Origin of the sequence: Stenotrophomonas sp. ZAC14A_NAIMI4_1, assembly GCF_003086915.1 — a bacterium.
Taxonomy (GTDB): Bacteria; Pseudomonadota; Gammaproteobacteria; order Xanthomonadales; family Xanthomonadaceae; genus Stenotrophomonas.
On sequence record NZ_CP026002.1, the window covers coordinates 937,160 to 963,957 of the forward strand.

The 26,798-nt window shown below is 68.0% G+C and carries 23 protein-coding genes; 14 read left to right on the top strand and 9 right to left on the bottom strand.

The features are described from left to right. Positions 1–50: 50 nt before the first annotated feature. Positions 51–788, top strand: coding sequence for a pseudouridine synthase (locus tag C1926_RS04310; RefSeq protein WP_108758338.1), 738 nt, complete (start codon positions 51–53; stop codon positions 786–788). A gap of 104 nt (positions 789–892) precedes the next feature. Here the strand turns inward: C1926_RS04310 and C1926_RS04315 are convergent, their stop codons facing one another. Further along, on the bottom strand, positions 893–1,420 hold the full coding sequence (locus C1926_RS04315; RefSeq protein WP_108758339.1) for a DUF2059 domain-containing protein: 528 nt from the start codon (positions 1,418–1,420) through the stop codon (positions 893–895). Positions 1,421–1,554: 134 nt separating this feature from the next. Here C1926_RS04315 and arfB point away from each other — a divergent pair, with 134 nt between their 5' ends. The 3 genes from arfB to dcp all read left to right on the top strand — a co-directional run bounded on the left by arfB (position 1,555) and on the right by dcp (position 4,861). Beyond that, on the top strand, positions 1,555–1,986 hold the full coding sequence (gene arfB, locus C1926_RS04320; RefSeq protein WP_049429794.1) for an alternative ribosome rescue aminoacyl-tRNA hydrolase ArfB: 432 nt from the start codon (positions 1,555–1,557) through the stop codon (positions 1,984–1,986). 46 nt (positions 1,987–2,032) lie between these two features. Further along, complete coding sequence (locus tag C1926_RS04325; protein ID WP_234458306.1) at positions 2,033–2,593, top strand: lysophospholipid acyltransferase family protein; 561 nt, start codon at positions 2,033–2,035, stop codon at positions 2,591–2,593. 111 nt (positions 2,594–2,704) lie between these two features. Then, positions 2,705–4,861 (top strand): peptidyl-dipeptidase Dcp, encoded by a 2,157-nt coding sequence (gene dcp / locus C1926_RS04330; protein WP_108758340.1) that lies wholly within the window; start codon positions 2,705–2,707, stop codon positions 4,859–4,861. 146 nt (positions 4,862–5,007) lie between these two features. On the opposite strand, the gene C1926_RS04335 is transcribed toward dcp, so the two are convergent. Then, complete coding sequence (locus tag C1926_RS04335) at positions 5,008–5,454, bottom strand: 3-dehydroquinate dehydratase (RefSeq protein ID WP_108745708.1); 447 nt, start codon at positions 5,452–5,454, stop codon at positions 5,008–5,010. A gap of 3 nt (positions 5,455–5,457) precedes the next feature. Next, the gene (locus C1926_RS04340) at positions 5,458–5,859 is read right to left on the bottom strand and encodes a hypothetical protein (protein WP_108758341.1); all 402 of its coding nucleotides are present in this window, start codon (positions 5,857–5,859) and stop codon (positions 5,458–5,460) included. 170 nt (positions 5,860–6,029) lie between these two features. Between C1926_RS04340 and lepB the strand changes: the two genes are divergently transcribed. After that, the gene (gene lepB / locus C1926_RS04345; protein WP_108758342.1) at positions 6,030–6,656 is read left to right on the top strand and encodes a signal peptidase I; all 627 of its coding nucleotides are present in this window, start codon (positions 6,030–6,032) and stop codon (positions 6,654–6,656) included. A 120-nt stretch (positions 6,657–6,776) separates the two neighbouring features. Then, positions 6,777–8,033, top strand: coding sequence for an MFS transporter (locus C1926_RS04350; RefSeq protein WP_108758343.1), 1,257 nt, complete (start codon positions 6,777–6,779; stop codon positions 8,031–8,033). 83 nt (positions 8,034–8,116) lie between these two features. Here the strand turns inward: C1926_RS04350 and C1926_RS04355 are convergent, their stop codons facing one another. Beyond that, on the bottom strand, positions 8,117–9,025 hold the full coding sequence (locus C1926_RS04355; RefSeq protein ID WP_079224812.1) for a LysR family transcriptional regulator: 909 nt from the start codon (positions 9,023–9,025) through the stop codon (positions 8,117–8,119). 114 nt (positions 9,026–9,139) lie between these two features. Beyond that, on the bottom strand, positions 9,140–10,108 hold the full coding sequence (locus C1926_RS04360) for a LysR family transcriptional regulator (RefSeq protein WP_079224813.1): 969 nt from the start codon (positions 10,106–10,108) through the stop codon (positions 9,140–9,142). Between the two features lie 110 nt (positions 10,109–10,218). Between C1926_RS04360 and aceB the strand changes: the two genes are divergently transcribed. The 4 genes from aceB (at position 10,219) to C1926_RS04380 (ending at position 17,114) form a co-directional block, all read left to right on the top strand. Continuing rightward, complete coding sequence (aceB, locus tag C1926_RS04365; protein ID WP_108758344.1) at positions 10,219–11,856, top strand: malate synthase A; 1,638 nt, start codon at positions 10,219–10,221, stop codon at positions 11,854–11,856. Between the two features lie 76 nt (positions 11,857–11,932). Next, the gene (gene aceA, locus C1926_RS04370) at positions 11,933–13,234 is read left to right on the top strand and encodes an isocitrate lyase (protein ID WP_108745712.1); all 1,302 of its coding nucleotides are present in this window, start codon (positions 11,933–11,935) and stop codon (positions 13,232–13,234) included. 322 nt (positions 13,235–13,556) lie between these two features. Next, a complete protein-coding gene (locus C1926_RS04375; RefSeq protein ID WP_108758345.1) occupies positions 13,557–14,600 on the top strand; it encodes a GGDEF domain-containing protein in 1,044 nt (347 codons plus the stop codon). 15 nt (positions 14,601–14,615) lie between these two features. Then, entirely contained in the window at positions 14,616–17,114 is a 2,499-nt protein-coding gene (locus C1926_RS04380) for a putative peptide modification system cyclase (RefSeq protein WP_108758346.1), read from the top strand. Here the strand turns inward: C1926_RS04380 and C1926_RS04385 are convergent. Beyond that, positions 17,087–17,365: an NHLP-related RiPP peptide gene (locus C1926_RS04385; RefSeq protein ID WP_079224820.1), complete on the bottom strand. Its 279-nt coding sequence runs from the start codon at positions 17,363–17,365 to the stop codon at positions 17,087–17,089. The two genes, C1926_RS04380 and C1926_RS04385, sit on opposite strands and share 28 nt — an antisense overlap. Positions 17,366–17,490: 125 nt before the next feature. On the opposite strand from C1926_RS04385, the gene C1926_RS04390 reads away from it, so the two are divergent. Continuing rightward, positions 17,491–18,642 carry a putative peptide maturation dehydrogenase gene (locus tag C1926_RS04390; protein WP_108758347.1) on the top strand — a complete coding sequence of 384 codons (1,152 nt, stop codon included), beginning with the start codon at positions 17,491–17,493 and terminating at the stop codon, positions 18,640–18,642. A gap of 18 nt (positions 18,643–18,660) precedes the next feature. Here C1926_RS04390 and C1926_RS04395 read toward each other — a convergent pair whose 3' ends face one another. From C1926_RS04395 to C1926_RS04405, 3 genes are read right to left on the bottom strand one after another with little or no spacing between them, the layout of a single operon-like run. Continuing rightward, positions 18,661–20,643 (bottom strand): acetyl/propionyl/methylcrotonyl-CoA carboxylase subunit alpha, encoded by a 1,983-nt coding sequence (locus C1926_RS04395; protein ID WP_108758348.1) that lies wholly within the window; start codon positions 20,641–20,643, stop codon positions 18,661–18,663. 41 nt (positions 20,644–20,684) lie between these two features. Then, on the bottom strand, positions 20,685–22,295 hold the full coding sequence (locus tag C1926_RS04400; RefSeq protein WP_108758349.1) for a carboxyl transferase domain-containing protein: 1,611 nt from the start codon (positions 22,293–22,295) through the stop codon (positions 20,685–20,687). Positions 22,296–22,305: 10 nt separating this feature from the next. Further along, the gene (locus C1926_RS04405) at positions 22,306–23,469 is read right to left on the bottom strand and encodes an isovaleryl-CoA dehydrogenase (RefSeq protein WP_079224828.1); all 1,164 of its coding nucleotides are present in this window, start codon (positions 23,467–23,469) and stop codon (positions 22,306–22,308) included. A gap of 158 nt (positions 23,470–23,627) precedes the next feature. Between C1926_RS04405 and C1926_RS04410 the strand changes: the two genes are divergently transcribed. The 3 genes from C1926_RS04410 to C1926_RS04420 all read left to right on the top strand — a co-directional run bounded on the left by C1926_RS04410 (position 23,628) and on the right by C1926_RS04420 (position 26,744). Beyond that, positions 23,628–24,245, top strand: a complete 618-nt coding sequence (locus tag C1926_RS04410; RefSeq protein WP_108758350.1) for a TetR/AcrR family transcriptional regulator — start codon at positions 23,628–23,630, stop codon at positions 24,243–24,245. A gap of 268 nt (positions 24,246–24,513) precedes the next feature. Further along, complete coding sequence (locus C1926_RS04415; RefSeq protein ID WP_079224832.1) at positions 24,514–25,032, top strand: c-type cytochrome; 519 nt, start codon at positions 24,514–24,516, stop codon at positions 25,030–25,032. 269 nt (positions 25,033–25,301) lie between these two features. After that, a complete protein-coding gene (locus C1926_RS04420; RefSeq protein ID WP_108758351.1) occupies positions 25,302–26,744 on the top strand; it encodes an ExeM/NucH family extracellular endonuclease in 1,443 nt (480 codons plus the stop codon). The last annotated feature ends 54 nt before the right edge of the window (positions 26,745–26,798 follow it).

The window sequence follows — 26,798 nt, forward strand, 5'->3', positions numbered from 1 at the left end:
CGGATTCGCGTGCCGTGTACGCATGGCCCCCCATCACCGATAATCCACCGGTGAGCACCGAACCCGACATCCTCGCCGCGGTCGAGACTGAAACCGCCCCCCTGCAGCTGCTGCACCTGGACGAGCGCCTGGCCGTGGTCAACAAGCCGGCCGGGCTGATGGTCCACGACAGCAAGCTGGCCCGTGGCGAAGACGATTTCCTCGCCGACCGCCTGCGCGAGCAGCTGGGCCGGCCGATCTTCCTGGTGCATCGCCTGGACCGCGCCACCAGCGGCTGCCTGCTGCTGGCCTTCGACCGCGAGACCGCCAGCACGCTGGGAAAGGCCCTGATGGGCGGCGAGGTGAGCAAGGATTACCTGGCCATCTGCCGCGGCTGGCCGGCCGAGGAGGCCTGGCAGGTCGACCACGACCTCGATGGCGGCCCGGGCAAGCCGGTGAAAAAGCCGGCGGTGACCGATTTCCAGCGCCTGGCCACCGGTGAACTGTCGGTGCCGGTGGGCGACTTCGCCAGTTCGCGTTATGCGCTGCTGCGCTGCCAGCCGCAGACCGGCCGCTTCCGGCAGATCCGCCGCCACCTCAAGCATCTCTCGCATCACCTGATCGGCGATACCAGCCACGGTGATGGCCGCCACAACCGCAATTTCCGCATGCAGGGCGTGCACCGCATGCTGCTGCACGCCGAACGCCTGCGTTTCCCGCACCCCGATGGCGGCACGGTGGACGTGCGCGCACCGGTGGATGGCGAGTTCCAGAAGGCGCTGGACCTGTTCGGCTGGCAGGTCGCCTGATGTTTCCGGGGTCGGATCCCTTTCCCGCAGGGAAAGGGCTCTGACCCCATCCATCTGAAACGGCCGCGCTTCGCGCTCGCCGGGCATGGCCCGGCGCTACCGCCTCACTTCACTTCGGGCTCGTTGATGATCGCCTGCATGTCCTTCTCCAGGTCGGCCATCAGCGGCTTCATCTTTTCCTGGATGGCGATCATCACGTTCTGCATCAGCAGCGGGGTCTTGTCCAGCAGGCTCTGCCCGGCCGAGCTCTCGTAGAACTCGGCCATCGCCAGCACGTCTTCCTTGCTGAAGCTCTTCTTGTAGAGATCCACGTACATCGGCCGCAGCTGCTGCCAGGACAGCGCCTTGGTCAGGGTGGCGGTGGTGCGCTGCTGCATGCGCTGCAGCTGCTCGGTCTGCTGCGGGGTGAGCTGGCGCTGCCGGGCGATTTCCTCGAACTGCTGGCGCTGCATCGCCTCCAGCTGCGGCAGCATGCCGTCGAGCAGGCTCTGCGCACGCGAGGCGGCCAGCAGGCGGTTGATGTCGGCATCGGTGGGCGCTGCCGCCAGGGCCGGCGCGCTCGCCGCGGCCAGCGCCAGCAGCAGCACGGTACGGCGCAGCGCGGTGGACAGGGCGGGAATGAAGCGGGTCATGCGAAGCTTCCTGCGGTACATGGGACGGCCAGCATACCTGCTGGACAGGCGAAGGCGGCGTGTTCGGTGCCTGATCGGCGGCATACGCCACGCGATGGCAGCCACGGCAACGCAGCTGCCGCTACAATGCGCGGATGGGCAGTGGACCGGTCACCATCAGCGCGCAGCTTGAAATCCCCGACGGCGAGATCGTCGAGCGGTTCGTGCGTGCCAGTGGCGCCGGCGGGCAGAACGTCAACAAGGTCTCCACCGCGGTGGAACTGCGTTTCGACGTGGCCAACTCGCCCTCGTTGCCCGACCCGTTGCGCGAGCGCCTGCTGGCGCGGCGCGACCGGCGCATGACCGGCGAAGGCGTGCTGGTCATCGATGCGCAACGGTTCCGGACCCAGGATCGCAATCGCGAGGATGCGCGCGAGCGGCTGGCGGCCTTCATCCAGGCCGGGTTGAGCGTGCCCAAGCCACGCAAGGCCACCAAGCCGACCCTCGGGTCGAAACTGCGTCGTCTGGACGCCAAACGCGGGCGCGCGCAGATCAAGCGCGGGCGCTCATCACGTGACTGGGAGTGATTGCTTGAACAACCCGACGCCGTTGCTGCCGGCCGTTCCGCCGAGCATGCCGCAGGTCAAACCCAACGCCTTCCTGCGCTGGCTGGCGCGCTGCACGCTGCGCATGGGCGGCTGGAAGGTCACCGGTACCCTGCCTGACGTGCCCAGGCTGGTCTTCATCATCGCCCCGCATTCGTCCAACTGGGACGGCCTGTGGGGCATGGCGGCGAAGATCGCACTGGGCATGAAGGTGAAAGTGCTGGGCAAGGCCTCGCTGTTCTGGTGGCCGCTGGGCCCCCTGCTGCACAAGCTGGGCGTGATCCCGCTGGACCGCAGCGCGCCGCAGGGCACCGTCGGCCAGGCCGTGGACCTGCTGCGCAACAACGAGAAGATGTGGTTCGCCATCACCCCCGAAGGCACCCGCAAGGCCGTGAAGGACTGGAAAGCCGGTTTCCTGAAGATCGCGCGGATGGCCGACGTGCCGGTCCTGGCGGCGTACTTCCACTACCCGGAAAAGACCATCGGCATCGGCCCGCTGTTCCAGCCGACCGGCGATGACGCCGCCGACATGGCCGCCATCCGTGAGTTCTACCGGCCCTGGATGGGCAAGACCCGCGGCACGGTCTGAGCCGGCCACGGCCGGCAACCGAGGCGCCACGTCCGGCACATGCCGGGCGAGCGCGACAGGAGTAGGGTGGAGGGCTGGTATCCCATACCGTCCGCCCAAGGAGCGTTTTACATGTCGCGTACCGTAGTCCTGGCCGCCGCCATCAGCCTGGCGCTGGCGGCCTGTTCCGGCAAGGAGTCCACCCCCGTGTCCGAAGCACAGAAAGCCCCGGCCCAGCAGCCGGCCGAAGCCTCCACCAACCCGCTGCTGAGCGCCAGCACGCTGCCGTTCCAGGCGCCGCAGTTCGACAAGATCAAGGACAGCGACTACACGCCGGCCTTCGAAGAAGGCATGCGCCAGCACCTGGCCGATGTCCGCAAGATCGCCGACAACGCCGAGCCGGCCACCTTCGACAACACCATCGTGGCGATGGAGCGCAGCGGCGAGACCTTGAACCGCGTGTCGCGCATCTTCTTCGGCCTGGTCCAGGCCGATGGCACCGAAGCGCGCCAGAAGATCCAGGAAGACATCGCCCCGAAGCTGGCTGCGCACCAGGACGAGATCAACCTCGACCCGAAGCTGTTCGCCCGCGTGAAGTCGCTGTACGACCAGCGTGACACGCTGGAACTGGACCCGGTGCAGAAGCGCCTGGTCGAGCATTACTACGACGGCCTGGTGCGCGCTGGCGCGCAGCTGTCCGACGCCGACAAGGCGAGTCTGCGCAAGCTCAACGTCGAAGAGACCACCCTGTCCACCCAGTTCCACACCCGCCTGGTGGCTGCAACCGCCGCTGCGGCCGTGGTCGTCGATGACAAGACCAAGCTGGCCGGCCTGGACGAGAACGCGATCAACAACGCGGCCAACGCCGCCAAGGATCGCAAGCTGGATGGCAAGTTCGTGCTGCCGCTGCAGAACACCACCCAGCAGCCGGTGCTGGGCTCGCTCAGCGATCGCGACCAGCGCGCGGCCGTGCTGAAGGCCTCGGAAACCCGCGCCGAGCGTGGCGACAAGAACGACACGCGCGAGACCGTGCAGCGCCTGGCCCAGCTGCGCGCGCAGAAGGCCAAGCTGCTCGGCTTTGAAACCTTCGCCGATTACCAGCTGGGCGACCAGATGGCCAAGACCCCGGCCGCGGCGCTGAAGCTGCTGACCGACACCGTGCCGGCCGCCACCGCCAAGGCGCGTGCCGAAGCCGGCGAAATCCAGAAGGTGATCGACGCCCAGAAGGGTGGTTTCCAGGTCGCCGCTTCCGATTGGGACTTCTACGCCGAGCAGGTCCGCAAGGCCAAGTACGATCTGGACGAGTCGCAGGTCAAGCCGTACTTCGAACTGGACAACGTGCTGCAGAACGGCGTCTTCTACGCCGCCACCCAGCTGTACGGCATCACCTTCAAGCCGCGCACCGACATTCCGACCTACAACCCGGACATGAAGGTGTACGAAGTGTTCGACAAGGACGGCACCTCGCTGGCCCTGTTCTACACCGACTACTTCAAGCGTGACACCAAGTCCGGCGGCGCCTGGATGGACGTGTTCGTCGAGCAGGACGGCCTGACCGGTGCCAAGCCGGTGGTCTACAACGTCTGCAACTTCACCAAGCCGGCCGATGGCCAGCCTGCGCTGATCAGCTTCGACGACGTCACCACCATGTTCCATGAGTTCGGCCACGCCCTGCATGGCATGTTCTCGAACGTGAAGTACCCGTCGATCGCCGGTACCGCCACCTCGCGCGATTTCGTCGAGTTCCCCTCGCAGTTCAACGAGCACTGGGCGCTGGACCCGAAGGTCTTCGCCAACTACGCCAAGCACTACAAGACCGGCGAAGCGATGCCGCAGGAACTGGTCGACAAGATCCTCAAGGCACGCAGCTTCAACCAGGGCTACGCGACCACCGAGTACCTGTCGGCCGCGCTGCTTGACCTGGCCTGGCACACGCAGAAGGCCGATGCGCCGCTGCAGGACGTCGGCGCCTTTGAAGCCAGCGCGCTGAAGAAGTTCAAGGTCGACCTGCCGCAGGTGCCGCCGCGTTACCGCACCACCTACTTCGACCACATCTGGGGCGGTGGCTATTCGGCCGGTTACTACGCCTACTTCTGGGCCGAAGTGCTGGACCATGACGCCTACCAGTGGTTCACCGAACACGGTGGCCTGACGGCGGCCAACGGCCAGGAGTTCCGCGACAAGATCCTCTCGCGCGGCAACAGCGTGGAACTGTCGACCCTGTACCGCGATTTCCGCGGCAAGGACCCGTCGGTGGAACCGCTGCTGAAGTTCCGCGGGCTGAAGTAAGAAACAGAAAACGGCGGGGGCAACCCCGCCGTTTTTCTTTATGTAGAGTCGAGCCATGCTCGACTGGTCTTTGTAGAGCCGAGCCCGCGCTCGGCTGCCTTTCCGCGAAAAGCCAATCGAGCATGGCTCGACTCTACAGAAGCGCGTTACGTCCCTACGTGCACGCGATTGGCCTGTTCGGCCAACCCAAGGTGATCCAGCGCGATGTCCAGCGCCAGAACGTAACTCTGCGCACCGTAGCCGGCGGCGATGCCCAGGCGTTGGCCGACACCGGCCGGCAGGCACGGTTCGGCAACTGCACCGTCGTCATGTACTTCCACGTAGGCGTTGTGCAGGTACGGCAGCAGGCGCTGCAGGCGCAGGCTGTTGGCACACGCGCCCGGGTCGAGCAGCGTCACCTCGCCGCGGCTGTGGTCGGCCACGCGCAGTGCATCCAGCAGTTCCTGTTCCGAGCCGCAGGCGCGGATGGCCACGCTGGTGCCGGCGTCGATCGCGCGGTGCACCAGTGATTTCAGCACCGGCGCCGGCAGCGGCATCGCCGTGCGGATCAGGGTGCCGGCGGCTTCCGGGCCACGAATGATGAAGATCGACATGGCTCAGCCCTCCTGCGCCAGGCGGCGGCCAACGATGGCCAGCGACAACGGGTAACCGGCCTGCTGGCTGCGCTGGTCGACCACCACCGCGGCCGGACCGTGCTGCAGGCGCAGGCGCGCCTCCAGCCCCGGTTCGCTGCGCGACTGCAGTTCGATGTACTGCGCTGGCAGTCGTTCCAGCGCCGCCTGCAATGCGCCGCCCTCGGCCTGCCATTGCGCCTCGTCGGCCGCACCGACATCCAGCAGTACCCAGTCGGCCGAGCGCGCCTGCGGCTGGCACAGGCAGTGGCGCACTTCGGACAGGCTGGCGCAGTCGCTGCACAGCACGCAATGGCCGCTCAGCTGTGCCGGCAGCTGCGGGCGCGGTGCCGGCGAAGACGCGTGGCGGATCACCAGGAGGGTCATACAACACCTTGTGGAATGCGCCCTGTGGCGCGGTGGGCACACGATGCGCGCGGTGCCCGTAAAGGAGCGATGCCCGTTGCCGGGGACGCGCGTAAAACCTGCGTAACCCGTGCGGGAACCTCTCCCCCCATGTGTGGTCTGATAGCGCTACCGCCTACCCGGAACCTGCCATGGACGCTGTCACCCGCCCCCCGTTTGCCGAACGCGCGCTCACCTGGCTGAAGAAGGAAGCGCTGCCGCTGCTGGTCATGCTCGGCCTGCTTGCCGCTGCCCGCGACACCCTGGCCAACCACTACGTGGTGCCCAGCGGCTCGATGCAGCCGACCCTGCAGCCCGGCGACCGCGTGGTGGTGGACATGCGCGCCTACGGCCTGCGCCTGCCGTTCACCAGCCAGCAGCTGCTGGCCACCGGCACCCCGCAGCGCGGCGAAGTGGCCGTGTTCGATTCGCCGGCCGATGGCACCCGCCTGATCAAGCGCGTGGTGGCCGTGGCCGGTGACCACGTGCAGCTGCGCGGCGGCCACCTGGCCATCAACGGCCAGCCGCTGGAGATCGCCGACCTGCGCGACACCGAAGCCTTCGGTGAGCGCCAGGCCCAGCTTGACCTGGACATGGGCGGTGGCCCGGACATCGGCGACATGGTGGTGCCGGACGGCAAGCTGCTGGTGCTGGGCGACCACCGCGGCAACAGCTTCGATGGCCGCTTCTTCGGCTTCGTCGACGCCGGCAAGGTCTATGGCCGTGCCGTGGCGATCTACTACCGCAGCGGCGATGGCTTCGAATGGAAGCACCTGTAAGCTGAATTGATACGTCCTGCATATCGATCCTGACTCATCAGGTTATGGATCGACTGGATCGAGGGGCCTACGCTGGGACCCGTACCCCCACGCCGGCCGCCCCCACGGCCCTTCGATCCCATGACTGGCGAAACTGCGGCGTCCCTCAGCGGCCGCCCCCGCACTCCTGATTCCGTTGTCGACACCCGCATCCAGCAGGGCACCCCGGCGTTCCGGCGCACGGCGGTCGCGCTGTTCCTGGCGGGGTTCTCGACCTTCGGCCTGCTGTACACCGTGCAGCCCCTGCTGCCCGAGTTCAGCCGCCACTTCGGGGTGTCTGCCGCCGGCAGCGCGATGTCGCTGTCCCTGAGCACCGGCACCCTGGCCGTGGCCATGCTGCTGGCCGGCCTGCTGTCCGATGCTGTGGGCCGCCGGCCACTGATGATCGTCGCGCTGATGGCCTCGGCCCTGCTGTCGCTGTGCACCGCACTGGTCGATGACTGGACCACCATGCTGGTGCTGCGCACCCTGCTGGGCCTGGCGCTGAGCGGCGTGCCGGCGGTGGCGATGACCTACCTGGTGGAGGAAATGGACAGCCGCGCGCTGGGCCTGGCCATGGGCCTGTACATCGGCGGCAACGCCATCGGTGGCATGAGCGGGCGTCTGCTCGCCGGCATCATCGCCGACCACTGGGGCTGGCGCTGGGGCATCGGCGTGGTCTCGATCATCGCCGTGGCCAGCACCGTGCTGCTGTGGCTGCAGCTGCCGGCGTCGCGGCACTTCCAGGCACGCCGTGGCGGCCTGCGCCAGCTGCCCTCGCGCTGGCGCACGTTGTTCGCCGATCCGGGCCTGCCGTGGCTGTTCGCCACCTCGTTCGTGCTGATGGGCGTGTTCGTCACCCTCTACAACTACCTGGGCTACCACCTGCTGGCGCCGCCGTACCACCTCAGCCAGACCGTGGTCGGCCTGATCTTCAGCGTGTACCTGGTCGGCACGTTCAGCTCGGCGTGGATGGGCCAGCAGGCCACGCGCTACGGGCGTGGCCGCGTGCTGACCATTGCCTTCGGCCTGATCGGTGCCGGCATTGTGCTGCTGTCGATGCCGTGGCTGACCACGATGGCGCTGGGCATCGCCCTGGTCACCTTCGGCTTCTTCGGTGGCCATTCGGTGGCCAGCAGCTGGGTTGGCAGCCGTGCCGGTTCGATGCGTGCCGAAGCCTCGGCGCTGTACCTGTTCGCCTATTACCTGGGCAGCAGCGTGCTCGGCGCCGTCGGTGGCCTGGCCTATGCCGCGTGGGATTGGCTGGGCGTGTGCCTGTTCACCGGCGTGCTGACCGTGCTCGGCGGCGGCATCATCTGGGCCCTGCAGCAGCGCGCCCCGCAGCCGGTCACCGCCTGACGCCCGCCGGGCATGGCCCGGCGCTACCTGTGTGATGCGGCGGTAGCGCCGGGCCATGCCCGGCGAGCGCGCAGCGCGGCGCATCACCCCTCGGCGAACGCCCCGCGCAACAACCCGGCAAAATTGCGGATCAACGGCGTCACCCCTTCGCGGTGCCAGGCCAGCTGCACTTCCGAATGCGCCCCGGCATCGGCCAGCGCCACGAAGCGTGCGCCCTCCACCCGGATGTGGTCGCACGAGGAGGGCAGCACCGCCACGCCCAGCCCGGCGGCTGCCAGGCTGATCAGCGTCGACGCCTCACCGGCCTCCTGCACGATGCGCGGGGTGAACCCCGCCGCTGCGCACAGCGCGATCATGTGGTCATGGATGCCGGCCCCGGCACTGCGGCGGAACGCCACGAACGGCTCCTGGGCGAAATCGCGCAGCGCCAGCGTGCCCTGCTTCGACAGGCGGCGCAGGGCAGGGTGGTCGGCGTGCACGATCAACGCCAGCGGATCGACGAACAGGCTGTGCGCCACCAGTTCCGGCGGCAGCGCACGCTTGCGGATGATGCCCACGTCCAGGCTGCCATCGAGCAGGGCATCGATCTGCTGCAGGGTGTTCATTTCGCTCAGCTGCAGGCGCACCTGCGGGTACTGCTGGCGGTAGTGCAGGATCGAACGCGGAATCTGCGGCGACAGCGGCGTGGCCCGGGTCAGGCCGATATGCAGCTCGCCCTGTTCACCGCGCTGCGCGCGCTGCACCTCGTCCACCGCCGTTTCCACCTGCTGCACGATGGCCCGCGCACGTTCCTGCAGCAGCTCACCGGCGGCAGTGAGCTGCACGCGGCGATGGCTGCGCACGAACAGGCGCGCCCCGATCAGTTCCTCCAGCTGGCGGATCTGCTGGCTGAGCGGCGGCTGCGACATGCCCAGCCGCTCGGCCGCCTGGCCGAAGTGCAGCGTATCGGCAACGGCGAGGAAGTAGCGCAGGTGGCGGAGTTCGATGGACATGGGGCCAGTTTATTCATCGTCAGCCGGAAATGGGTCGGAAGTGGGGTCAGATCCCGTTGCGCAGCGGCGGGCTCTGACCCCGGTAGATCGAAGGCATCCACGCATGGCGTGGATCTACCTTTCCGAATGCCCGCTCTGGTCGTAATCGCGCGGGCTGAACAACTCCGGCTGGATCAGCTCGATGAACGCCCGCGCCTGCGCCGACAACGCTTTGCCCCGTCGCACGATCACCCCGTAACTGCGCTCCGGGAACCAGCGCTTCATCGACCGCGCCGCCAAGCGCTCATGGTCGCTCTCATGCAGGCACAGCGCCGGCACGATGGAAATGCCCATGCCCATCGCCACGTACTGCTTGATCACCTCCCAGCCGCCCACTTCCAGCGCCACGGTGTAGGCAATGCGGTGGCGCTGGAACACCTGGTCCACCAGCCGGTAGGTGATCTGCCGCTTCGGCGGCAGCACCAGCGGGTAGCGCGCGATGTCGGCCAGTTCCAGCTCGCCGCCGCTGGCCAGCGGATGGTCGTGCGGCGCGATCAGCACCTGTTCGAAGCGGTAGGCCGGCGCATAGGTCAGGTCTGCGGGTACGTCGGTCATCGAACCGATCGCCAGGTCGGCTGCGTCCTCGCGCAGCAGGTCGGTGCCATCGGCACTGATCGCGTTGTGCAGGGTCAGGCGCACGTCCGGGTGGTGCAGGCGGAAGCGTTCGACGATCTTCGGCAGCAGGTACAGGATGGTCGAACTGTTGGCGGCGATGTTCAGCTCGCCCGCATCCAGCCCGCGCACCTTGTCGCGGAAGCGCGCTTCCAGCCCGTCCAGGCTTTCCACCAGCGGCTGCGCCATTTCATACAGCACCTGGCCCTCGCGGCTGGGCACCAGGCGCCGCCCGCTGCGCTCGAACAGCGGCACCCCCAGCTCACGTTCCAGTGCCTGCAGCTGCAGGCTGATCGCCGGCTGGCTGACGAAAAGCGCCTCAGCGGCCCGTGAGACCGAGCCCAGGCGCACCGTCTGGCAGAACGCCCGGAGCGGCTTCAGCCGGTCGGATTTGTAGGAAAAACGCGGACTTGGCGGGCTGCGCGTGGTCATGGCGTCATAAGTATTAGCACACCTTATGTACAACATTGCAAAAACTGTTTTGCCAAATACTCCGCCCGGGCGGCACTTTGGGGGCGTTCCCCCACCGCTGGAGTCGCCCCATGTCCGCCGTCGCTTCCGCCGTTTCCTCCATCCCCGCCAAGGCCACCCCCGGCATCGCTCTGGCGACCCGTGTGGCCGGCCAGGAGACCGTGCTGCCGGCACCGCTGTTGGCGCTGCTGGTCTCGCTGCACCGGGCGGTGGAACCGGGCCGGCAGGCGCGGCTGCAGGCCCGCCGCGAGCGCCAGGCGTTCTTCGACCAGGGCGGCCTGCCGGACTTCCGCGAAGACACCGCCGCCATCCGCAGCGGCGACTGGCGCGTGGCGCCGCTGCCGGCCGCACTGCAGGACCGCCGCGTCGAGATCACCGGCCCGACCGACCCGAAGATGGTCATCAACGCGCTGAACTCCGGCGCCAAGGTGTTCATGGCCGACTTCGAGGATTCCACCTCGCCAACCTGGCGCAACCTGCTGGCCGGGCAGCAGTCGCTGGCGGCTGCCGTGCGCGGCGATCTGGAATTCACTGCGCCGGCTGCCAACGGCAAGCCGGGCAAGCACTACTCGCTGCGCCCCTTTGAGGAACAGGCGGTACTGATCGTGCGCCCGCGCGGCTGGCACCTGGACGAGAAGCACGTGCGCGTCGATGGCCAGTTCATCGCCGGCGGCCTGTTCGATGCGGCGGTGTTCGCCTTCCACAATGCGCGCGCGCTGCAGGCCAAGGACCGCGGCCCGTACTTCTACCTGCCCAAGCTGCAGAACATGGAAGAGGCCGCCCTGTGGGAGACCGCGCTGTCGCACATCGAAGGCATGCTCGGCCTGCCGCACGGCCAGATCAAGGTGACCGTGCTCATCGAAACGCTGCCGGCGGTGTTCGAGATGGACGAGATCCTGCACGCCCTGAGCGAGCGCATCGTCGGCCTGAACTGCGGGCGCTGGGACTACATCTTTTCCTACCTGAAGACCTTCCGCCGCCACGCCGACCGCGTGCTGCCCGAGCGCGGCCAGGTGACCATGACCCAGCCGTTCCTGAAGGCCTATTCGGAACTGCTGATCCAGACCTGCCACCGCCGCGGCGCGCATGCGATGGGCGGCATGGCCGCGCAGATCCCGATCAACAGCGATGCCGCCGCCAACGAACAGGCCATGGCCCGGGTGCGTGCCGACAAGCTGCGCGAGGTGAGCGCTGGCCACGACGGCACCTGGGTCGCGCACCCGGCGCTGATCCCGGTGGCGATGGCCATCTTCGACGAGCACATGCCCACCGCCAACCAGCACCAGGTGCTGCGCCAGGACGTGCGGGTGGGCCGCGATGAACTGATCGCGCGGCCGCCAGGCAGCATCACCCGTGCCGGTTTCGAGGGCAATGTCGAAGTCTGCGTGCGCTACCTGGCCGCGTGGCTGGACGGCAACGGCTGCGTGCCGATCCACCACCTGATGGAAGACGCGGCCACCGCCGAGATCAGCCGCAGCCAGCTGTGGCAGTGGCTGCACACGCCGGGCCAGCAGCTGGACGACGGTACCGCCATCGATCTGCCGCTGCTCGACACCGCCCTGGCGCAGCTGCCGGCGCGGCTGGGCGATACCCGCGCACTGCCTGGCGGCGCCCGCATCGGCGAGGCCATCGCCCTGCTGGGCGAACTGAGCCGCGACGACGAACTGACCGATTTCCTGACCCTGCCGGCCTACGCGCGCATCGACTGACCGCATCGTCCTTGCTGCCCCGAATCCATCCCAGCCGGGCAGCGCCCGGCTCTACAACACCGAACTGGAGAAAGACATGAGCACCCTGCCCACTGCCGAACAGATCCAGCACGACTGGGACACCCACCCGCGCTGGGAAGGCATCCAGCGCAACTACAGCGCCGCCGACGTGGTGCGCCTGCGTGGCACCGTCCACATCGAGCATTCGCTGGCCCGCCTGGGCGCGGAAAAGCTGTGGAAATCGCTGCACGAGCGCGAGTTCGTCAACGCGCTGGGCGCGCTGACCGGCAACCAGGCCATGCAGCAGGTCAAGGCCGGGCTGAAGGCGATCTACCTGTCCGGCTGGCAGGTGGCCGCCGATGCCAACCTGGCCGGGCAGATGTACCCGGACCAGTCGCTGTACCCGGCCGACTCGGTGCCGGCGGTGGTCAAGCGCATCAACAACACCCTGCTGCGCGCCGACCAGCTGCACCACGCCGAAGGCAAGGATGACATCGACTTCCTGCAGCCCATCGTGGCCGATGCCGAAGCCGGTTTCGGCGGCGTGCTCAACGCCTTCGAGCTGATGAAGGCGATGATCGAAGCCGGTGCCGCCGGCGTGCACTTCGAGGACCAGCTGGCCTCGGTGAAGAAGTGCGGGCACATGGGCGGCAAGGTGCTGGTGCCGACCCGCGAGGCCATCGAGAAGCTCAACGCCGCGCGCCTGGCCGCCGACGTGCTGGGCGTGCCGACCCTGCTGGTGGCGCGCACCGATGCCGAAGCCGCCGACCTGCTGACCAGCGACATCGACGGCAACGACCAGCCGTTCACCACCGGCGAACGCACCGTGGAAGGCTTCTACAAGACCCGCAACGGCCTGGACCAGGCCATCAGCCGCGGCCTGGCCTACGCGCCCTATGCCGATCTGGTGTGGTGCGAGACCGGCAAGCCGGACCTGGAGTTCGCGCGGAAATTCGCCGAGGCGATCCATGCGAAGTTCCCCGGCAAGCTGCTGGCCTACAACTGTTCGCCCAGCTTCAACTGGAAGAAGAACCTGGACGACGCCACGATTGCGAAGTTCCAGCGCGAGCTGGGCAGCTACGGCTACAAGTTCCAGTTCATCACCCTGGCCGGCTTCCACGCGCTGAACTACGGCATGTTCAACCTGGCCCACGGCTACGCGCGCCGCCAGATGAGCGCGTTCGTGGAACTGCAGGAAGCCGAGTTCGAAGCGGCCGAGCGTGGCTTCACCGCGGTCAAGCACCAGCGCGAAGTCGGCACCGGCTACTTCGATGCGGTCACCCAGGCCATCCAGCAGGGCCAGTCCTCGACCACCGCGTTGACCGGCTCGACCGAAGAAGAGCAGTTCCACGGCGGCCGCAGCGAACGCGCCGCCTGAGCCAACCTCGGACCCGTAGAGTCGAGCTTGCTCGACTGACGTGACCGCGCCCGAGGCCAGGACAGTCGAGCAAGCTCGACTCTACCCGGGCCCTCGGACCCATCAGGGTGGCCAGGGAAGGGCCAGACGACGCCGGCAGGTCGGGGGACCTGCCGGCGTCGTTGTATCCGGGCGCCGCCCGCGCGCGGCAACTGCCCTCATGAATGCGGGTTGCCCGCCTGTTCGGGCCCGATCGTGGTGTCTTCATGAAAAATGAGAAGACGCGCACAGTTTGATTCACTGCTATGCTCCGCTCCTCACCAGGGGACGCTGGCGGCGGGGAATGACCGGCAGGGGTGCGGCCGAGAACATCGACATGACAACCGGTATCGCCCAGGTGGCGATGGCCGAGATCGTGCACGCCGTGTTGTCGGACGCGGAAGTCGCCCTGTTCGCGCGGTTCGCGCGGCTCTCCCGGGTCGAGGCCGGGCAGTGGCTGTTCCATCGCGGCCATCGTGGCGAACGCATGTACGTCATCGTGGAAGGCCGGATCGAACTGGATTTCGGCGAGGACCTGGTGGTCAAGACCCTGGGGCGGCATGAGTTCTTCGGTGAACTCGGCCTGCTGGTGGGCGACCACCTGCGCAGTGCCGGCGCCCGTGCCATCGACGATTGCCAGGTGCTGGAACTGGGCCCGGCCGATTTCCATTGCCTGGTCGAATCCGATCCAGGGCTGGTGGCCTACTTCCTGCGCCGCACGATCATGCGCATGCTGTCCAACGAACAGGTGCTGATCAGCCAGCTGCGCCGGCGCAACCACGACCTGGAAACCGCGCTGGACAACCTGTACATCACCACCCACCAGCTCACCCACACGCGCGAACTGGTGCAGACCGATGAACTGACCGGCCTGCACAACCGCCGTGGCCTGACCCGGTACCTGCAGGACTGCCGCAGCCAGCCCGATGGCGCGCCGCAGGCGCTGCTGCTGATCGACTGCGACCGCTTCAAGCAGGTCAACGACCGCCACGGCCACCAGGCCGGTGACCGCGTGCTGCAGAGCATGGGCAACATCCTGCGTTCGATGGCCGGCGAGCACGACCTGGCCTGCCGGCTGGGCGGCGATGAGTTCTGCCTGATCCTGCGCCACGCCGACCGCGAGGCGGCCCAGCACGCGGCCGAGTTCATCCTCAGCGCGGTGCATGGCCTGCTCGAACGCAGCCATGGCAACCCGCACGTCACCCCGGCCAGCATCGGTGCCACGATGCTGGACGTGCAGGGCGACTGGAGCGAGTGGTACGGCCGTGCCGACCGCGCGCTGTACCAGGCCAAGCGCGACGGTGGTGATTGCGTGCGTTGGGCATTTGCATACCCTCCAGCAGGATAATGGCGAGCCCCACCGATGAAGGATGCCATCGGCTCCACCCCTGACAACACGCCCCAGGTGCGGGCACTGCTTTTCACTGATCTGTGCGATTCGCTGCACGTCGTGAACCGGCTGGGTGATGCCGCTGCCGCCGAACTGTTCCAGCAGCATGATCGCCTGGTGCTGACCCTGCAGCAGCGTTGGCGCGGGCAGCAGATCGATCGCTCCGATGGCTTGTTCATGATTTTCAAGCGTCCTGCCGATGCGGTCGGCTTCGCGCTGGACTACCAGCAGGGGCTGCTTGATCTGGGTGCGCCCCATCGCGCTCGCCTGCTGTGCCGCGCGGGCCTGCATGTGGGCGAGATCATGATCTGGACCAACAGCACCGACGCCATCGCACTGGGTGCCAAGCCCGTGGAAGTGGAGGGCCTGGCCAAGCCACTGGCGGCGAGGTTGATGCAGATGGCGCGGCCGGGGCAGTTGCTGCTTTCGGGGGTGGCCGAATCGATGGTCCGGCGGTCGCAGGATGCGCTGCCAGCCGAGGGTGCCGAACGGGTCTGGAAGTCGCACGGGCGTTGGCGCTTCCGCGGCGGCGATGCCGAACTGCAGGTGGTCGAACTGGGTCGCAAGGGGACTGCACCCCTGCGGCGCCCGCGCAGGAGCGCCAAGGCGTGGCCGATCCTGCCGCTGTGGCGGCGGCCGACGTCCCTGCTGGCCGAGGTAGCGGCGTTGGCCCTGGTGGCAACGATGCTGTGGACGCTGTTGCGGCCCGAGCCTGCCATCGCCTTCGCCGAACGTGACTGGGTGGTGCTCGCCGATGTGCGGAACCTGACCAACGACCCGCTGTTCGAGCAGGGCATGGACCAGGCACTGCGCATCAGCCTGGAACAATCCCGCTACGTCAATGTACTGAGCGACCTGAAGGTCCGCGACACGCTGCGCCGCATGCGCGCCGAGGATGCCCCGGCCATCGATCGCGACCTGGCGATCCAGATTGCGCTGCGCGACGGCGCGCGTGCCGTCGTGCTGCCCACCGTGCAGGAAGTGCATGGCCAACTGCAGGTTGCGCTGCAGGTCATCGATCCGGTCAGTGGGGTCGCGGTCTATTCGGAGCATGCCGAAGGCCGCGGCCTGCAGTCCGTGCTCGGGTCCACGGATCAGGTGGTATCGGCCATGCGTGCGCGCCTGGGTGAATCACTGGCATCGATCAGGAACGATTCGCGTCCGCTGCCGGAAGTCACCACGGGTGACCTGGATGCGCTGCGGGCCTATGCGCTGGGCCTGTCAGCCTATGCCGAGCACCGCACCCGCGAGGCACTGGAACATTTCGACCAGGCGGCGCGCATCGACCCGCAGTTTGCGTTCGCCTATGTAGGGAGCATGCGGGTGCACTACAGCCAGGGCAACATGGCGATGGCCCGCACGTTCTTCGAGCGGGCAATGGCCTTGCGCAACCGCATGAGCCCCCGCGATGCCCTGTACATGGATGCCTGGGGTACGGAGTTCAGCGGAGGGGCCTTCAAGGACATCGCGCGCCGCTGGGAAGCCCTCTCCACGCTCTACCCGGATCACTACGGGGCGCGTGCCAACTACGCCAATGCACTGGCGAGCGAGGGCAAGTACGCGCAAGCGATCGACGCTGCACGGACGTTGCTGGCATCGCAGAATCCGGCACGCGCCATGGCACTGGATTTTCTCGGCCGCATGTACCTGGCCGAAGATGATCTGGAACGCTCGATGTTCTACTTCCAGGCGGCCACGCATACGGGCGACTGGGCGGGCAGCCGGCAGATGGCCGCAGCGCTGGCCGCCAAAGGCGACCTTGATGGTGCAGAGGCACTGCTTGGGCAGCTTCCGCCCTCGCTGCCCAACAGCATCGAGCGCATCACGTTCGCCGCAGAACGTGGCCAGTGGGACAAGGCAGTGGCCCTGTCAGCCGGAAGCCTGGAGCGCTGCGGAGAGCCGGTGCTCTGCGAGCTGTTCACCCTGATCGACTTGAACGTTCGCTGGTCAGCCGGGGATGCGCCTTCTGCTGCAGAGTGGGACGCCGCCGCTGCGAAGGTGCAGGGCCCCGAGGACACGGTCGAACGCGAATCGAGGCTGTTCACTGCGATGGCAGCGGCGTGGCTGGCGCAGCGGGCAGGTCACCCGGGGGTCGCCAAGCGCTGGCTGCCCACCTACCGCAGCGTTGCCATCGCACTTGATGATGCGCGCGCCCGGCAGATGCTTGCGATTCTGGAAGCCGGCCAGCTGATGCAGGCGGGCGAGCCGGCCCGAGCGCTGGAGGCACTGCGGCCCTGGGACACGAACGAGGCACTGGTTGCGCTGCATGTGTCGCAACGGCAGGCGTACGCGATGCTGGGCGATGAGGCGAAAGAGCGGGGCGAGGCAGCGTGGCTGCAGGCACATCGCGGGCTGGCCTACGCTGATGTTGCAGGCAGCTATGGCCTGCAGACCCGGAACATCCTCGATACAGGGCCGGCCAGCAGGTCGGCCCCGAAGGTTGCTCAGCCCTTGGCGTCGATGAAGCAGTGAGGATTCATGAACAGCGCTTTTCCGGTCAGGTCGGCGAGCAGCGCATCGCGGGCTGCGGCAAACGCTTCCTTGCTGGCCAGCTTGGTGATCGGATCACAGTAGACGCCCGTCTGGTCCGGCGCCGCGCCCACGGAAGCCAGGGCCGCCTCGCGATCAGACAGGAAGCGGGCCCGGAAGTCATCGTCGGTCGCCAGCAGGTCGAGCAGGCGGGAAGCGACTTCAGTTGAAAGCGGAGACTTGGTGTCGGTCATTTTCTATCAAGCGCCTGGGTGGGAGTACGTAGAAAATCCTATCGGCGGCCCTGCAGCAAAATTGAGGCATTGCCCTGCCTTGCGGCCTGCGCCACTGTAGTTGTTTGGGCTTTCCGGTACATGACATGCGCTTTCGCCGTTGCAGCATTCTTTTCCTGGAGCCACGCGCGAGCCTGTCCTTCGATCTCACCGCGATGGCCGATGGCGGAGATGGCCTGCGCGAGGTGGTCCAGTGGTGGGCCCTGGCGCCGCACCTGGAGGCGCCCGTGCAGGTGGATGAAGCGGAAGCAGCGCTGCTGGGACGGGTCAGCCCGGGGCGCTGGCGGGACGTGGCGACGCTTGCCGAGCCAGATCGCGGGCATGTGACACGGCTGATCGACGTGGGCCTTCTGGTCGATGAAGCGGCACCCGGCGAGCCGGGATCCCGCGATGAAGCACAGCGGCAGGCGCACTGGTATCCCGCCGCCGCCCTGCTGCACCGGCAGTCGCGCTGGTCAGGGGAAGACAGTGCCGCTGCGATGGAAGCGCGGCGTCTTTTCACTGCGCGCGACCTGCGCGAGCAGCTGGGCCCGCCGGCACCCGAGATCGTCGAGCACGGTCATGGCGATCCCATCGCGCTGCCGCAGGGGCCTGCTACCCAGGCCATTGCGGGCAACCGGCGGGTCACCTGCCGCAATTTCGACACGCAGCGGTCGCTCAGCCCAGCGCAGCTGTCAGCGCTGCTGGCCGCCACGGTGATGGCGCATGCACGCGTGGAAGCCGAGCCCGGCGTTGCCTTCCTGAAGAAGGCGGTGCCCTCCGGTGGCGCGCTGCATGCCGCTGAATCCTATCTGCTGGTACAGCGCGTGGACGGAATCGATCCAGGGCTCTACCACTACCGACCGCTTGAACATGCGCTGGTGGCGATGCCGTGCCCACCGATGGAAGGGTTGGCCAAGCGCCTGCTGGCGGGCCAGCACTGGTTTGCAGACGCGCCGGTGCATCTTCTGCTGACCGTGCGCTATGCACGCGCCTTCTGGAAATACCGCAACCATCCCAAGGCCTACCGCGCCGCATTGCTGGATCTGGGGCACATCTCGCAGGCGATGTTCACTGCTGCAGGCGAGCAGGGCCTGGGCGCCTATGTCACCGCCGCGATCAATGAAGTGGATATCGAGCAGGCGCTTGGCCTGGAACCCCTGGCGGAGGGACCGTTGTTGGCCTGTGGTGCAGGCTGGAGGGGCGCCGCCCAGGTCACCCCGGAACTGGATCCCCTCGCTGTGGTGTGGCCCGGCTGAGTGCCGGGCCAGCCACGCTTACCCCGCCTCGAAATCCACCAGTACCGCACCGTCACCCACCTGGTCACCGGCCTTGGCGCGATAACCCTTCACCGTGCCATCCGCCGGCGCCTGCAGGGTGTGCTCCATCTTCATCGCCTCCAGCACCACCAGCGGCGTGCCGCGCTTCACCTGCGTACCGGCTTCCACCAGGGTGGCCACGATCTTGCCCGGCATCGGTGCCAGCAGGCTGCCCGCGTCGGCCACGGCGTTGTCCGATTCACCGACCGGGTCGTGCAGGGTGAAGCGGTGCTGGCCATCGGCGCCGAACAGATACAGCTGGTCGCCTTCGCGCAGCAGCTGCAGCTGCCAACGGCGGCTGTCCAGCTGCACGCTCAGGCGGTCGCCGTCGGCGCTGCCGAGCACCGTGGCTGGTGCAGCCTCGTCGCGCTGCACGCGCCAGCCGTCGGCCTGCGGCCACACCTTCAGCGTGTGCGTACGCTCGCCCTGCTGCAGCGGCAGCACGCGCGCCGCGGCTGCGCCCAGGCGCCAACCATCCTGTGCCTGCCACGGCGAATGCGGATCGCGCGCATCGCTGCCCGCACGCGCGGTGCTGGCCACGGCGGCGATGGCGGCCAGTTGCCACAGCGCATCATCGCTGTCGCCCACGGCGTTCAGTGCAGCCTGTTCGCGCTCGATCAGCGCGGTGTCCAGCTTCGCGTTCGCGAACGAATCGGTGTTGACCAGCCGGCGCAGGAAACCGGCATTGGTGGTCACGCCCACCACCTGGCAGTCGGCCAGGGCCTGGCTCATGCGGCGTAGTGCGGCCTCGCGGTCCACGTCCCAGACGATCAGCTTGGCAATCATCGGGTCGTAGTACGGGGTGATGCTGTCGCCTTCCTCCACGCCGGTATCCACGCGCACGTTCGCCGAGGGCGTCGGCAGGCGCAGGCGGCGCAGGGTGCCGGTGGACGGCAGGAAGCCACGGTCGGCATCTTCGGCGTACAGGCGCGCTTCGATGGCGTGGCCGTGGATGGCCAGTTGTTCCTGGCGCAGCGGCATCGGCAGGCCAGCGGCCACGCGCAGCTGCCATTCCACCAGGTCGGTACCGGTGATGTACTCGGTCACCGGGTGTTCGACCTGCAGGCGGGTGTTCATTTCCATGAAATAGAAATCGCCGTCCGGGCCGGCGATGAACTCCACCGTGCCCGCACCGACGTAGCCCACCGCGCGCGCGGCATCGACCGCGGCCTTGCCCATCGCCGCACGACGCTCGGCGCTCATGCCCGGTGCCGGGGCTTCTTCCAGCACCTTCTGGTGGCGGCGCTGCACCGAGCAGTCGCGCTCGAACAGGTACACCGCATCCCCGTGGGAATCGCCGAACACCTGGATCTCGATGTGGCGCGGGCGCTCGACGTACTTTTCCACCAGCACGTGGTCGTTGCCGAAGGCCGAGGCGGCCTCGCGCTGGCAGCTGGCCAGCGCATCGACGAAGTCCTCGCTGCGTTCGACCTTGCGCATGCCCTTGCCACCGCCACCGGCGCTGGCCTTGATCAGCACCGGGTAGCCGATGGCATCGGCCTGCGCGCGCAGGAACGCGGGCTCCTGCTGGTCACCGTGGTAGCCCGGGGTCAGTGGTACACCGGCCTTGGCCATCAGGGCCTTGGCCGCGCTCTTGTCGCCCATCGCGCGGATGGCGCTGGCCGGCGGGCCGATGAAGGTGATGCCGGCGGCGGCACAGGCATCGGCGAAATCGGCGTTCTCGGAGAGGAAGCCGTAGCCGGGGTGGATGGCCTGCGCACCGCTGCGGCGCGCGGCGTCCAGCAGCACGTCGCCGCGCAGGTAGCTTTCGCGCGCGGCGGCCGCACCGATGTGGATGGCCTCGTCGGCCAGGCGCACGTGGCGCGCGTTGCGGTCGGCATCGGAATACACCGCCACGGTGGCGATGCCCAGGCGGCGGCAGGTGGCGATGACGCGGCAGGCGATCTCGCCGCGGTTGGCGATCAGTACTTTGGTGAACATGGCAACGGGCTTCATGGGAGCTTGCTCGGTCATGGCACGGGTCACATGCGGAACACGCCGAAGCGCGTCTGCTGCGGGGCGGCGTTGAGGCTGGCCGACAGGGCCAGGGCCAGGACACGGCGGGTGTCGACCGGATCGATCACGCCGTCATCCCACAGGCGCGCGCTGGCGTAGTAGGGATGGCCCTGCTGTTCGAACTGGTCGCGGATCGGCGCCTTGAAGGCATCTTCTTCCGCGGTAGGCCACTGCCCGCCCTTGGCTTCGATGCCATCGCGCTTGACCGTGGCCAGCACGCTGGCCGCCTGTTCGCCGCCCATCACGCCGATGCGTGCATTCGGCCACATCCACAGGAAGTTGGGCGAATACGCGCGGCCGCACATGCCGTAGTTGCCGGCACCGAACGAACCGCCGATGACCACGGTGAACTTGGGCACCTTGGCGCAGGCCACGGCCATCACCAGCTTGGCCCCGTCCTTGGCGATGCCGCCCTGTTCGTACTTGCGGCCGACCATGAAGCCGGTGATGTTCTGCAGGAACACCAGCGGGATGTTGCGCTGGGTGCACAGCTCGATGAAGTGCGCGCCCTTCAGCGCGGACTCGGAGAACAGGATGCCGTTGTTGGCGATGATGCCGATCGGATAGCCGTTCAGATGCGCAAAGCCGGTGACCAGCGTGGCGCCGTAGCGCGGCTTGAACTCATCGAAGCGCGAGCCGTCCACCAGGCGTGCGATCACTTCGCGCACGTCGTAGGGCTTGCGCGTATCGGCCGGGATCACGCCGTACAGGTCGTGCGCCGGCAGCAGCGGTTCCTCGGAAGGCTGCACCGCCATCGCCGGTTCCGGCTTGCGCCAGTTCAGCTGGGCGATGATCGCGCGCACCCGCGCCAGCGCCTGCAGGTCGTTGTCGGCCATATGGTCGGCCACGCCGGAAATGCGCGTGTGCACGTCGGCACCGCCCAGTTCCTCGGCCGTCACCACTTCACCGGTGGCCGCCTTCACCAGCGGCGGGCCGCCGAGGAAGATCGTGCCCTGCTCGCGCACGATCACCGTTTCATCGCTCATCGCCGGCACATAGGCGCCGCCGGCGGTGCAGCTGCCCATCACGCAGGCGATCTGCGGGATGCCCTGCGCGGACAGGTTGGCCTGGTTGTAGAAGATGCGGCCGAAATGATCGCGGTCGGGGAAGACCTCGTCCTGCAGCGGCAGGAAAGCACCACCGGAATCGACCAGGTAGATGCACGGCAGGTGGTTCTGCTCGGCGATCTCCTGCGCGCGCAGGTGCTTCTTCACCGTCATCGGGTAGTAGGTGCCGCCCTTGACCGTGGCATCGTTGGCCACGATCACGCATTCGACGCCACTGACCCGGCCGATGCCGGCCACCACGCCGGCGGCGGGCACGGCGTCTTCGTACATGCCGTGCGCAGCCAGCGGCGCGATTTCCAGGAAGGCGCTGCCGGGGTCGAGCAGGGCATCGATGCGGTCGCGCACCAGCAGCTTGCCGCGTGCGGTGTGCTTGGCGCGCGCGGCCTCGTTGCCGCCCAGCGCGGTGCGCGCCAGCGTGGCGTGCAGGTCATCAACCACGGCCTGCATGGCGGCGCGGTTGCTTTCGAAGGTGTCGCTGCCCGGTTGCAGCTGGCTGTTGAGGACGGTCATCGCAGTGGCCTTACAGGGTGCGCTGGAACAGTTCGCGGCCGATCAGCATGCGGCGGATCTCCGAGGTGCCGGCGCCGATTTCATACAGCTTGGCGTCGCGCCACAGGCGGCCGGTCGGGTATTCGTTGATGTAGCCGTTGCCGCCCAGGATCTGGATCGCCTGGCCGGTCAGCCAGGTGGCTTTCTCGGCGGCATACAGGATGGCGCCGGCGGCGTCCTGGCGGGTGGTGCGGCCCTGGTCGCAGGCGCGCGCCACGGCGTAGACATAGGCGCGGCAGGCGCCCAGGCCCACGTACATGTCGGCAATCTTGGCCTGGATCAGCTGGAAGCTGCCGATGGCTTCACCAAACTGGTGGCGCTCGTGCACGTACGGCATCACCACGTCCATGGCCGCGGCCATCAGGCCCAGCGGGCCACCGGACAGCACCACGCGCTCGTAGTCCAGGCCGGACATCAGCACGCGCACGCCACCGCCCACCTGGCCCAGCACGTTTTCTTCCGGCACTTCGCAGTCCTGGAACACCAGCTCGCAGGTGGGCGAGGAGCGCATGCCCAGCTTGTCCAGCTTCTGCGCGGTGGTGAAGCCCTTCATGCCCTTCTCGACCAGGAAGGCGGTGATGCCCTTGGCGCCGGCTGCCATGTCGGTCTTGGCGTAGACCACCAGTACGTCGGCATCGGGGCCGTTGGTGATCCACATCTTGTTGCCGTTGAGCACGTAGCGGTCGCCGCGCTTGTCCGCGCGCAGCTTCATCGACACCACGTCCGAACCGGCGCCCGGCTCGCTCATCGCCAGCGCGCCGACCAGCGCGCCGCTGCACAGGCCGGGCAGGAAGCGCTGCTTCTGTTCCTCGTTGCCGTTCTTGCGCAGCTGGTTCACGCACAGGTTGGAGTGCGCGCCATAGGACAGGCCGATGCCGCCGGAGGCGCGCGAGATTTCTTCCATCGCCACCACGTGGGCCAGGTAACCCATGCCGGTGCCGCCGTATTCTTCTTCCACGGTGAGGCCCAGCAGGCCCTGTTCGCCCAGCTTCGGCCACAGGGCCAGCGGGAACTGATTGGTGGCATCGGCCTCGGCGGCCAGCGGAGCGACCTCGGCGGCGGCAAAATGGGCCACGCTCTGGCGCAGCAGGTCGATCTCTTCGCCAAGATCGAAGTTCAGGGATGGCACGTGCATTGCGGCGGCTCCACGAGGAAGGTGGGGGAATGGACGCACCCGTCAGGGGGAGGCTGGTGGCTGTTGAAGGCAGCGGCCAGCACGGGCGATGGCCCCAGCGTAGCGGGGTTCGGGAAAGAAGTGAACACAAATTCAAAAATTGAAACTAGAATCAGGATATGGCCTACAAACGCTCTGCATTGATGGAAGAACGCCTGGCCGGGGCCCGTGAACGGATCCTGCTGGCGACCCGCGAGCTGGTGGCTGCCGGCGGCTGGCGCAACGCCCCGGTGACCGCCGTGGCGACCCAGGCCGGGGTGTCCACCGGGCTGATCTACCGGCACTTCCCGTCCAAGGCCGAGCTGTTCGTGGAGGTGCTCAACGCCGCCGTGGCCCACGAGGTGGAGATCATGGAGCGCATCGCCAGCGGCCCCGAAGTGGCCAGCGAGCGCCTGCGCCTGGCCATCACCGCCTTCGTCCGCCGCGCCTTGGCCGGGCCGGGGCTGGCCCACGCCTTCATCGTCGAACCGGTGGACCCGGACGTGGAGGCCGAGCGCATGCGCGGGCGCCGCGCCTTCGGCGATGTGTTCCTGCGCCTGGTGGAAGAGGGCGTGGCGGCTGGCGAGCTGCCTGCGCAGGACGCGCATGCCACCGCCGCCTGCCTGGTCGGTGCCTTCACCGAAGCGATGGTCGGCCCGACCGCCCCCAGCCGCGAAGTGCACCGCGACGAAGGCGCGCTGGTGGATGCGATCTGCAGCTTCTGCCTGCGCGCGATCGGCGCCCCCGCAAAACGGTAGCGCCGGGCCATGCCCGGCGGCTGTTGCCGCGCTTCGCGCTCGCCGGGCGTGGCCCGGCGCTACCCGCATGCGGCCATGGCCGCATGCTGCGCCGTTGTCGGGGTCAGATCCCTTTTGCATCGCAAAAGGGATCTGACCCCATCGCCCAGGCATGCTGCGCCGCACCAGCATCGACGCCTGTTGTCGCACGCAAAGCGCGTTCTATACTCGGCCCATCACGCAGTCGCTCAGCCGTGGTCCAACGACTATCAGCCAGGGGTAACGAAGAGTGCGGAATTACGATCTGGAGTTCCTGAAACGCTTCTCCATGGTGATCGCGCTGCTGGCGGCCATCACCCTCGGTCTCATCCTCCTGGCGGCGTACATCCACACCCGGATTCCGCCCGAGGTATCGCCCACGGCGGCCAAGCGCACCGAGCAGCGCATCTCGCCCACCGGCGCGGTGTATGCCGGCAGTACCGGCGCCGCTGCGCAGGCCGCCGCCAAGGCCGCCGCACTGGCCAAGGCCGCGTCGCAGGTCGCCTACGGCGGCACCAAGGACGGCAAGGTCATCTTCGACAACCTGTGCACCGCCTGCCACACCACTGGCGTTGGCCAAGCGCCCACGCTCGACCACGCGCACTGGGACCAGCGCCTGGCGCAGGGCAAGGACACCCTCTACAAGCACGCCATCGAGGGCTACACCGGCCCGGATGGCGGCATCATGCCGCCCAAGGGCGGCAACCCGGCCCTCACCGAGGAGCAGATCCACGCCACCGTGGACTGGATGCTGGGCAACCTGAAGTAACCGCCGGAACGGCCAAACGGCGGAATGGGGGTAGAGTCGACTGTCAGTCGACTATCGCGCGCAGCGCGGGCTTTTCGGCGACGTAGCGAAGAGCAGTCGACTGACAGTCGACTCTACCTCCGCGCCCCCGCCGCCGGTTGCCGGCCAGCGGCCGGCACTACCCGTGCTTTTGCCTACCGAGGCCTGATCGCCCATCGTGCCCCGCGCTGCAAGCGGGCCTGCACATTTCGGGGTTAGTCTGTGCGCCCATTTCGTGGAGTCGCCCGTCGATGCGCCGCCGTTCCCTCGCCCTTGCCCTGTCCCTGCTGCTGCCGGCCACCGCCTTTGCCCAGGCCCAGCCGCAGGCCGCGCCGACCCCGACCGCCACCACCGCTCGCAGCAAGGCCCCGGTCGTGCTGACCACGGCCCCGGCCGACTGGCGCGCGCTGGACGGCCAGCACGTCCGCATCGCCGCCCCGCTCACCCTGGCCGGCACCGATGGCCTGGAACGCTTCGGCCAGCTCACCGTGGCCTTCGACGGCCGCCTCTGGCAGCCCACCGAAGTGGCCGCGCCGGGCACGGCCGGCATCGAGCAGGTGATGGCTGACAACCAGCGCCGCCGCCTGGTGCTGGATGACGGCAGCGATGCCCGCGACCCGGGCAGCGTGCCGTACCTGGCCGGCAACCCGGTGCTGCGCACCGGCATGCAGCTGCGCAACGTGGAAGGCATCGTGCGCGTGGACGCACAGGGCCGCCCCAGCCTGCAGGTAGAAGGCACGCTGACGCTGCCGGACCTGCAGCGCCCGGCAGTGCCCAAGGTGGCCGGCGACCTGCACATCGCCGCGTTCAACCTGGAGAACTTCTTCAACGGTGACGGCCAGGGCGGCGGCTTCCCGACCCTGCGCGGTGCGCGCACGCTGGACGAGCACAAGGCCCAGGTGGCCAAGCTGGTGGCCACCATCAACGCGCTGGATGCCCACATCGCCGCGCTGATGGAACTGGAAAACGACGGCTACGGCCCGCAGTCGGCCATCGCCGAACTGCTGGCCGCGCTCAACGCCACGCTGGAACCGGCCCAGCAGTGGGCGATGGTCGATGCGGGCGAAGGCCCGGGCACCAATCCGATCCGGGTGGGCATCATCTACCGCAAGGGCCTGTTCAAGCCGCTGGGCGCACCGCTGACCAAGCTGGACGGCCCGTTCGCCGAACACAGCCGTGCGCCGCTGGCCCAGGCGTTCCAGGGCAACGGCGCGCCGTTCATGGTGGTCGCCAACCACTTCAAGTCCAAGGGCTGCCGCGATGCTGCCGGCGCGGATGCCGACCGCAATGATGGCCAAGGCTGCTGGAACGCCACCCGCGTGGAATCGGCGCGGCAGCTGAACCAGTGGGTCGGCGCCGAGGCGGCGCGCCTGAAGGTGAAGGACATCGTGCTGCTGGGCGACTTCAACGCCTACGCCCAGGAAGATCCGATCCGCACCCTGCATGACCTCGGCTGGCAGGACGCCTTCAAGGTGGCCAAGGTCGAGCACCCCTACAGCTACGTCTACAACGGCTACACCGGCCGCCTCGACCACGCGCTGCTGAGCCCGGGCATGGCCAAGCGTCTGCGCGGTGCCGCCGAATGGCACAGCAACGCCGACGAACAGGACGCCAGCGGTTACCAGGGCCGCAACGTGCCGGGCCCGTGGCGCAGCTCCGACCACGACCCGCTGCTGCTGGGTTTCGGTAAGTAAGGATTCGCCGGGGCACGCCCGGCGTGTTGAACGGGTAGCGCCGGGCCATGCCCG

What these genes read in the sequence shown, in the direction of transcription:
- C1926_RS04360 (WP_079224813.1), bottom strand. Translation starts at nt 10,108, where the DNA reads ATGACCACGCGCAGCCCGCCAAGTCCGCGTTTTTCCTACAAATCCGAC.
- C1926_RS04340 (WP_108758341.1), bottom strand. Translation starts at nt 5,859, where the DNA reads ATGACCCTCCTGGTGATCCGCCACGCGTCTTCGCCGGCACCGCGCCCG.
- C1926_RS04400 (WP_108758349.1), bottom strand. Translation starts at nt 22,295, where the DNA reads ATGACCGTCCTCAACAGCCAGCTGCAACCGGGCAGCGACACCTTCGAA.
- C1926_RS04355 (WP_079224812.1), bottom strand. Translation starts at nt 9,025, where the DNA reads ATGTCCATCGAACTCCGCCACCTGCGCTACTTCCTCGCCGTTGCCGAT.
- C1926_RS04350 (WP_108758343.1), top strand. Translation starts at nt 6,777, where the DNA reads ATGACTGGCGAAACTGCGGCGTCCCTCAGCGGCCGCCCCCGCACTCCT.
- C1926_RS04420 (WP_108758351.1), top strand. Translation starts at nt 25,302, where the DNA reads ATGCGCCGCCGTTCCCTCGCCCTTGCCCTGTCCCTGCTGCTGCCGGCC.
- C1926_RS04390 (WP_108758347.1), top strand. Translation starts at nt 17,491, where the DNA reads ATGCGCTTTCGCCGTTGCAGCATTCTTTTCCTGGAGCCACGCGCGAGC.
- C1926_RS04385 (WP_079224820.1), bottom strand. Translation starts at nt 17,365, where the DNA reads ATGACCGACACCAAGTCTCCGCTTTCAACTGAAGTCGCTTCCCGCCTG.
- aceA (WP_108745712.1), top strand. Translation starts at nt 11,933, where the DNA reads ATGAGCACCCTGCCCACTGCCGAACAGATCCAGCACGACTGGGACACC.
- aceB (WP_108758344.1), top strand. Translation starts at nt 10,219, where the DNA reads ATGTCCGCCGTCGCTTCCGCCGTTTCCTCCATCCCCGCCAAGGCCACC.
- arfB (WP_049429794.1), top strand. Translation starts at nt 1,555, where the DNA reads ATGGGCAGTGGACCGGTCACCATCAGCGCGCAGCTTGAAATCCCCGAC.
- C1926_RS04395 (WP_108758348.1), bottom strand. Translation starts at nt 20,643, where the DNA reads ATGTTCACCAAAGTACTGATCGCCAACCGCGGCGAGATCGCCTGCCGC.
- dcp (WP_108758340.1), top strand. Translation starts at nt 2,705, where the DNA reads ATGTCGCGTACCGTAGTCCTGGCCGCCGCCATCAGCCTGGCGCTGGCG.
- C1926_RS04335 (WP_108745708.1), bottom strand. Translation starts at nt 5,454, where the DNA reads ATGTCGATCTTCATCATTCGTGGCCCGGAAGCCGCCGGCACCCTGATC.
- lepB (WP_108758342.1), top strand. Translation starts at nt 6,030, where the DNA reads ATGGACGCTGTCACCCGCCCCCCGTTTGCCGAACGCGCGCTCACCTGG.
- C1926_RS04375 (WP_108758345.1), top strand. Translation starts at nt 13,557, where the DNA reads ATGACCGGCAGGGGTGCGGCCGAGAACATCGACATGACAACCGGTATC.
- C1926_RS04325 (WP_234458306.1), top strand. Translation starts at nt 2,033, where the DNA reads ATGCCGCAGGTCAAACCCAACGCCTTCCTGCGCTGGCTGGCGCGCTGC.
- C1926_RS04315 (WP_108758339.1), bottom strand. Translation starts at nt 1,420, where the DNA reads ATGACCCGCTTCATTCCCGCCCTGTCCACCGCGCTGCGCCGTACCGTG.
- C1926_RS04380 (WP_108758346.1), top strand. Translation starts at nt 14,616, where the DNA reads ATGAAGGATGCCATCGGCTCCACCCCTGACAACACGCCCCAGGTGCGG.
- C1926_RS04410 (WP_108758350.1), top strand. Translation starts at nt 23,628, where the DNA reads ATGGCCTACAAACGCTCTGCATTGATGGAAGAACGCCTGGCCGGGGCC.
- C1926_RS04405 (WP_079224828.1), bottom strand. Translation starts at nt 23,469, where the DNA reads ATGCACGTGCCATCCCTGAACTTCGATCTTGGCGAAGAGATCGACCTG.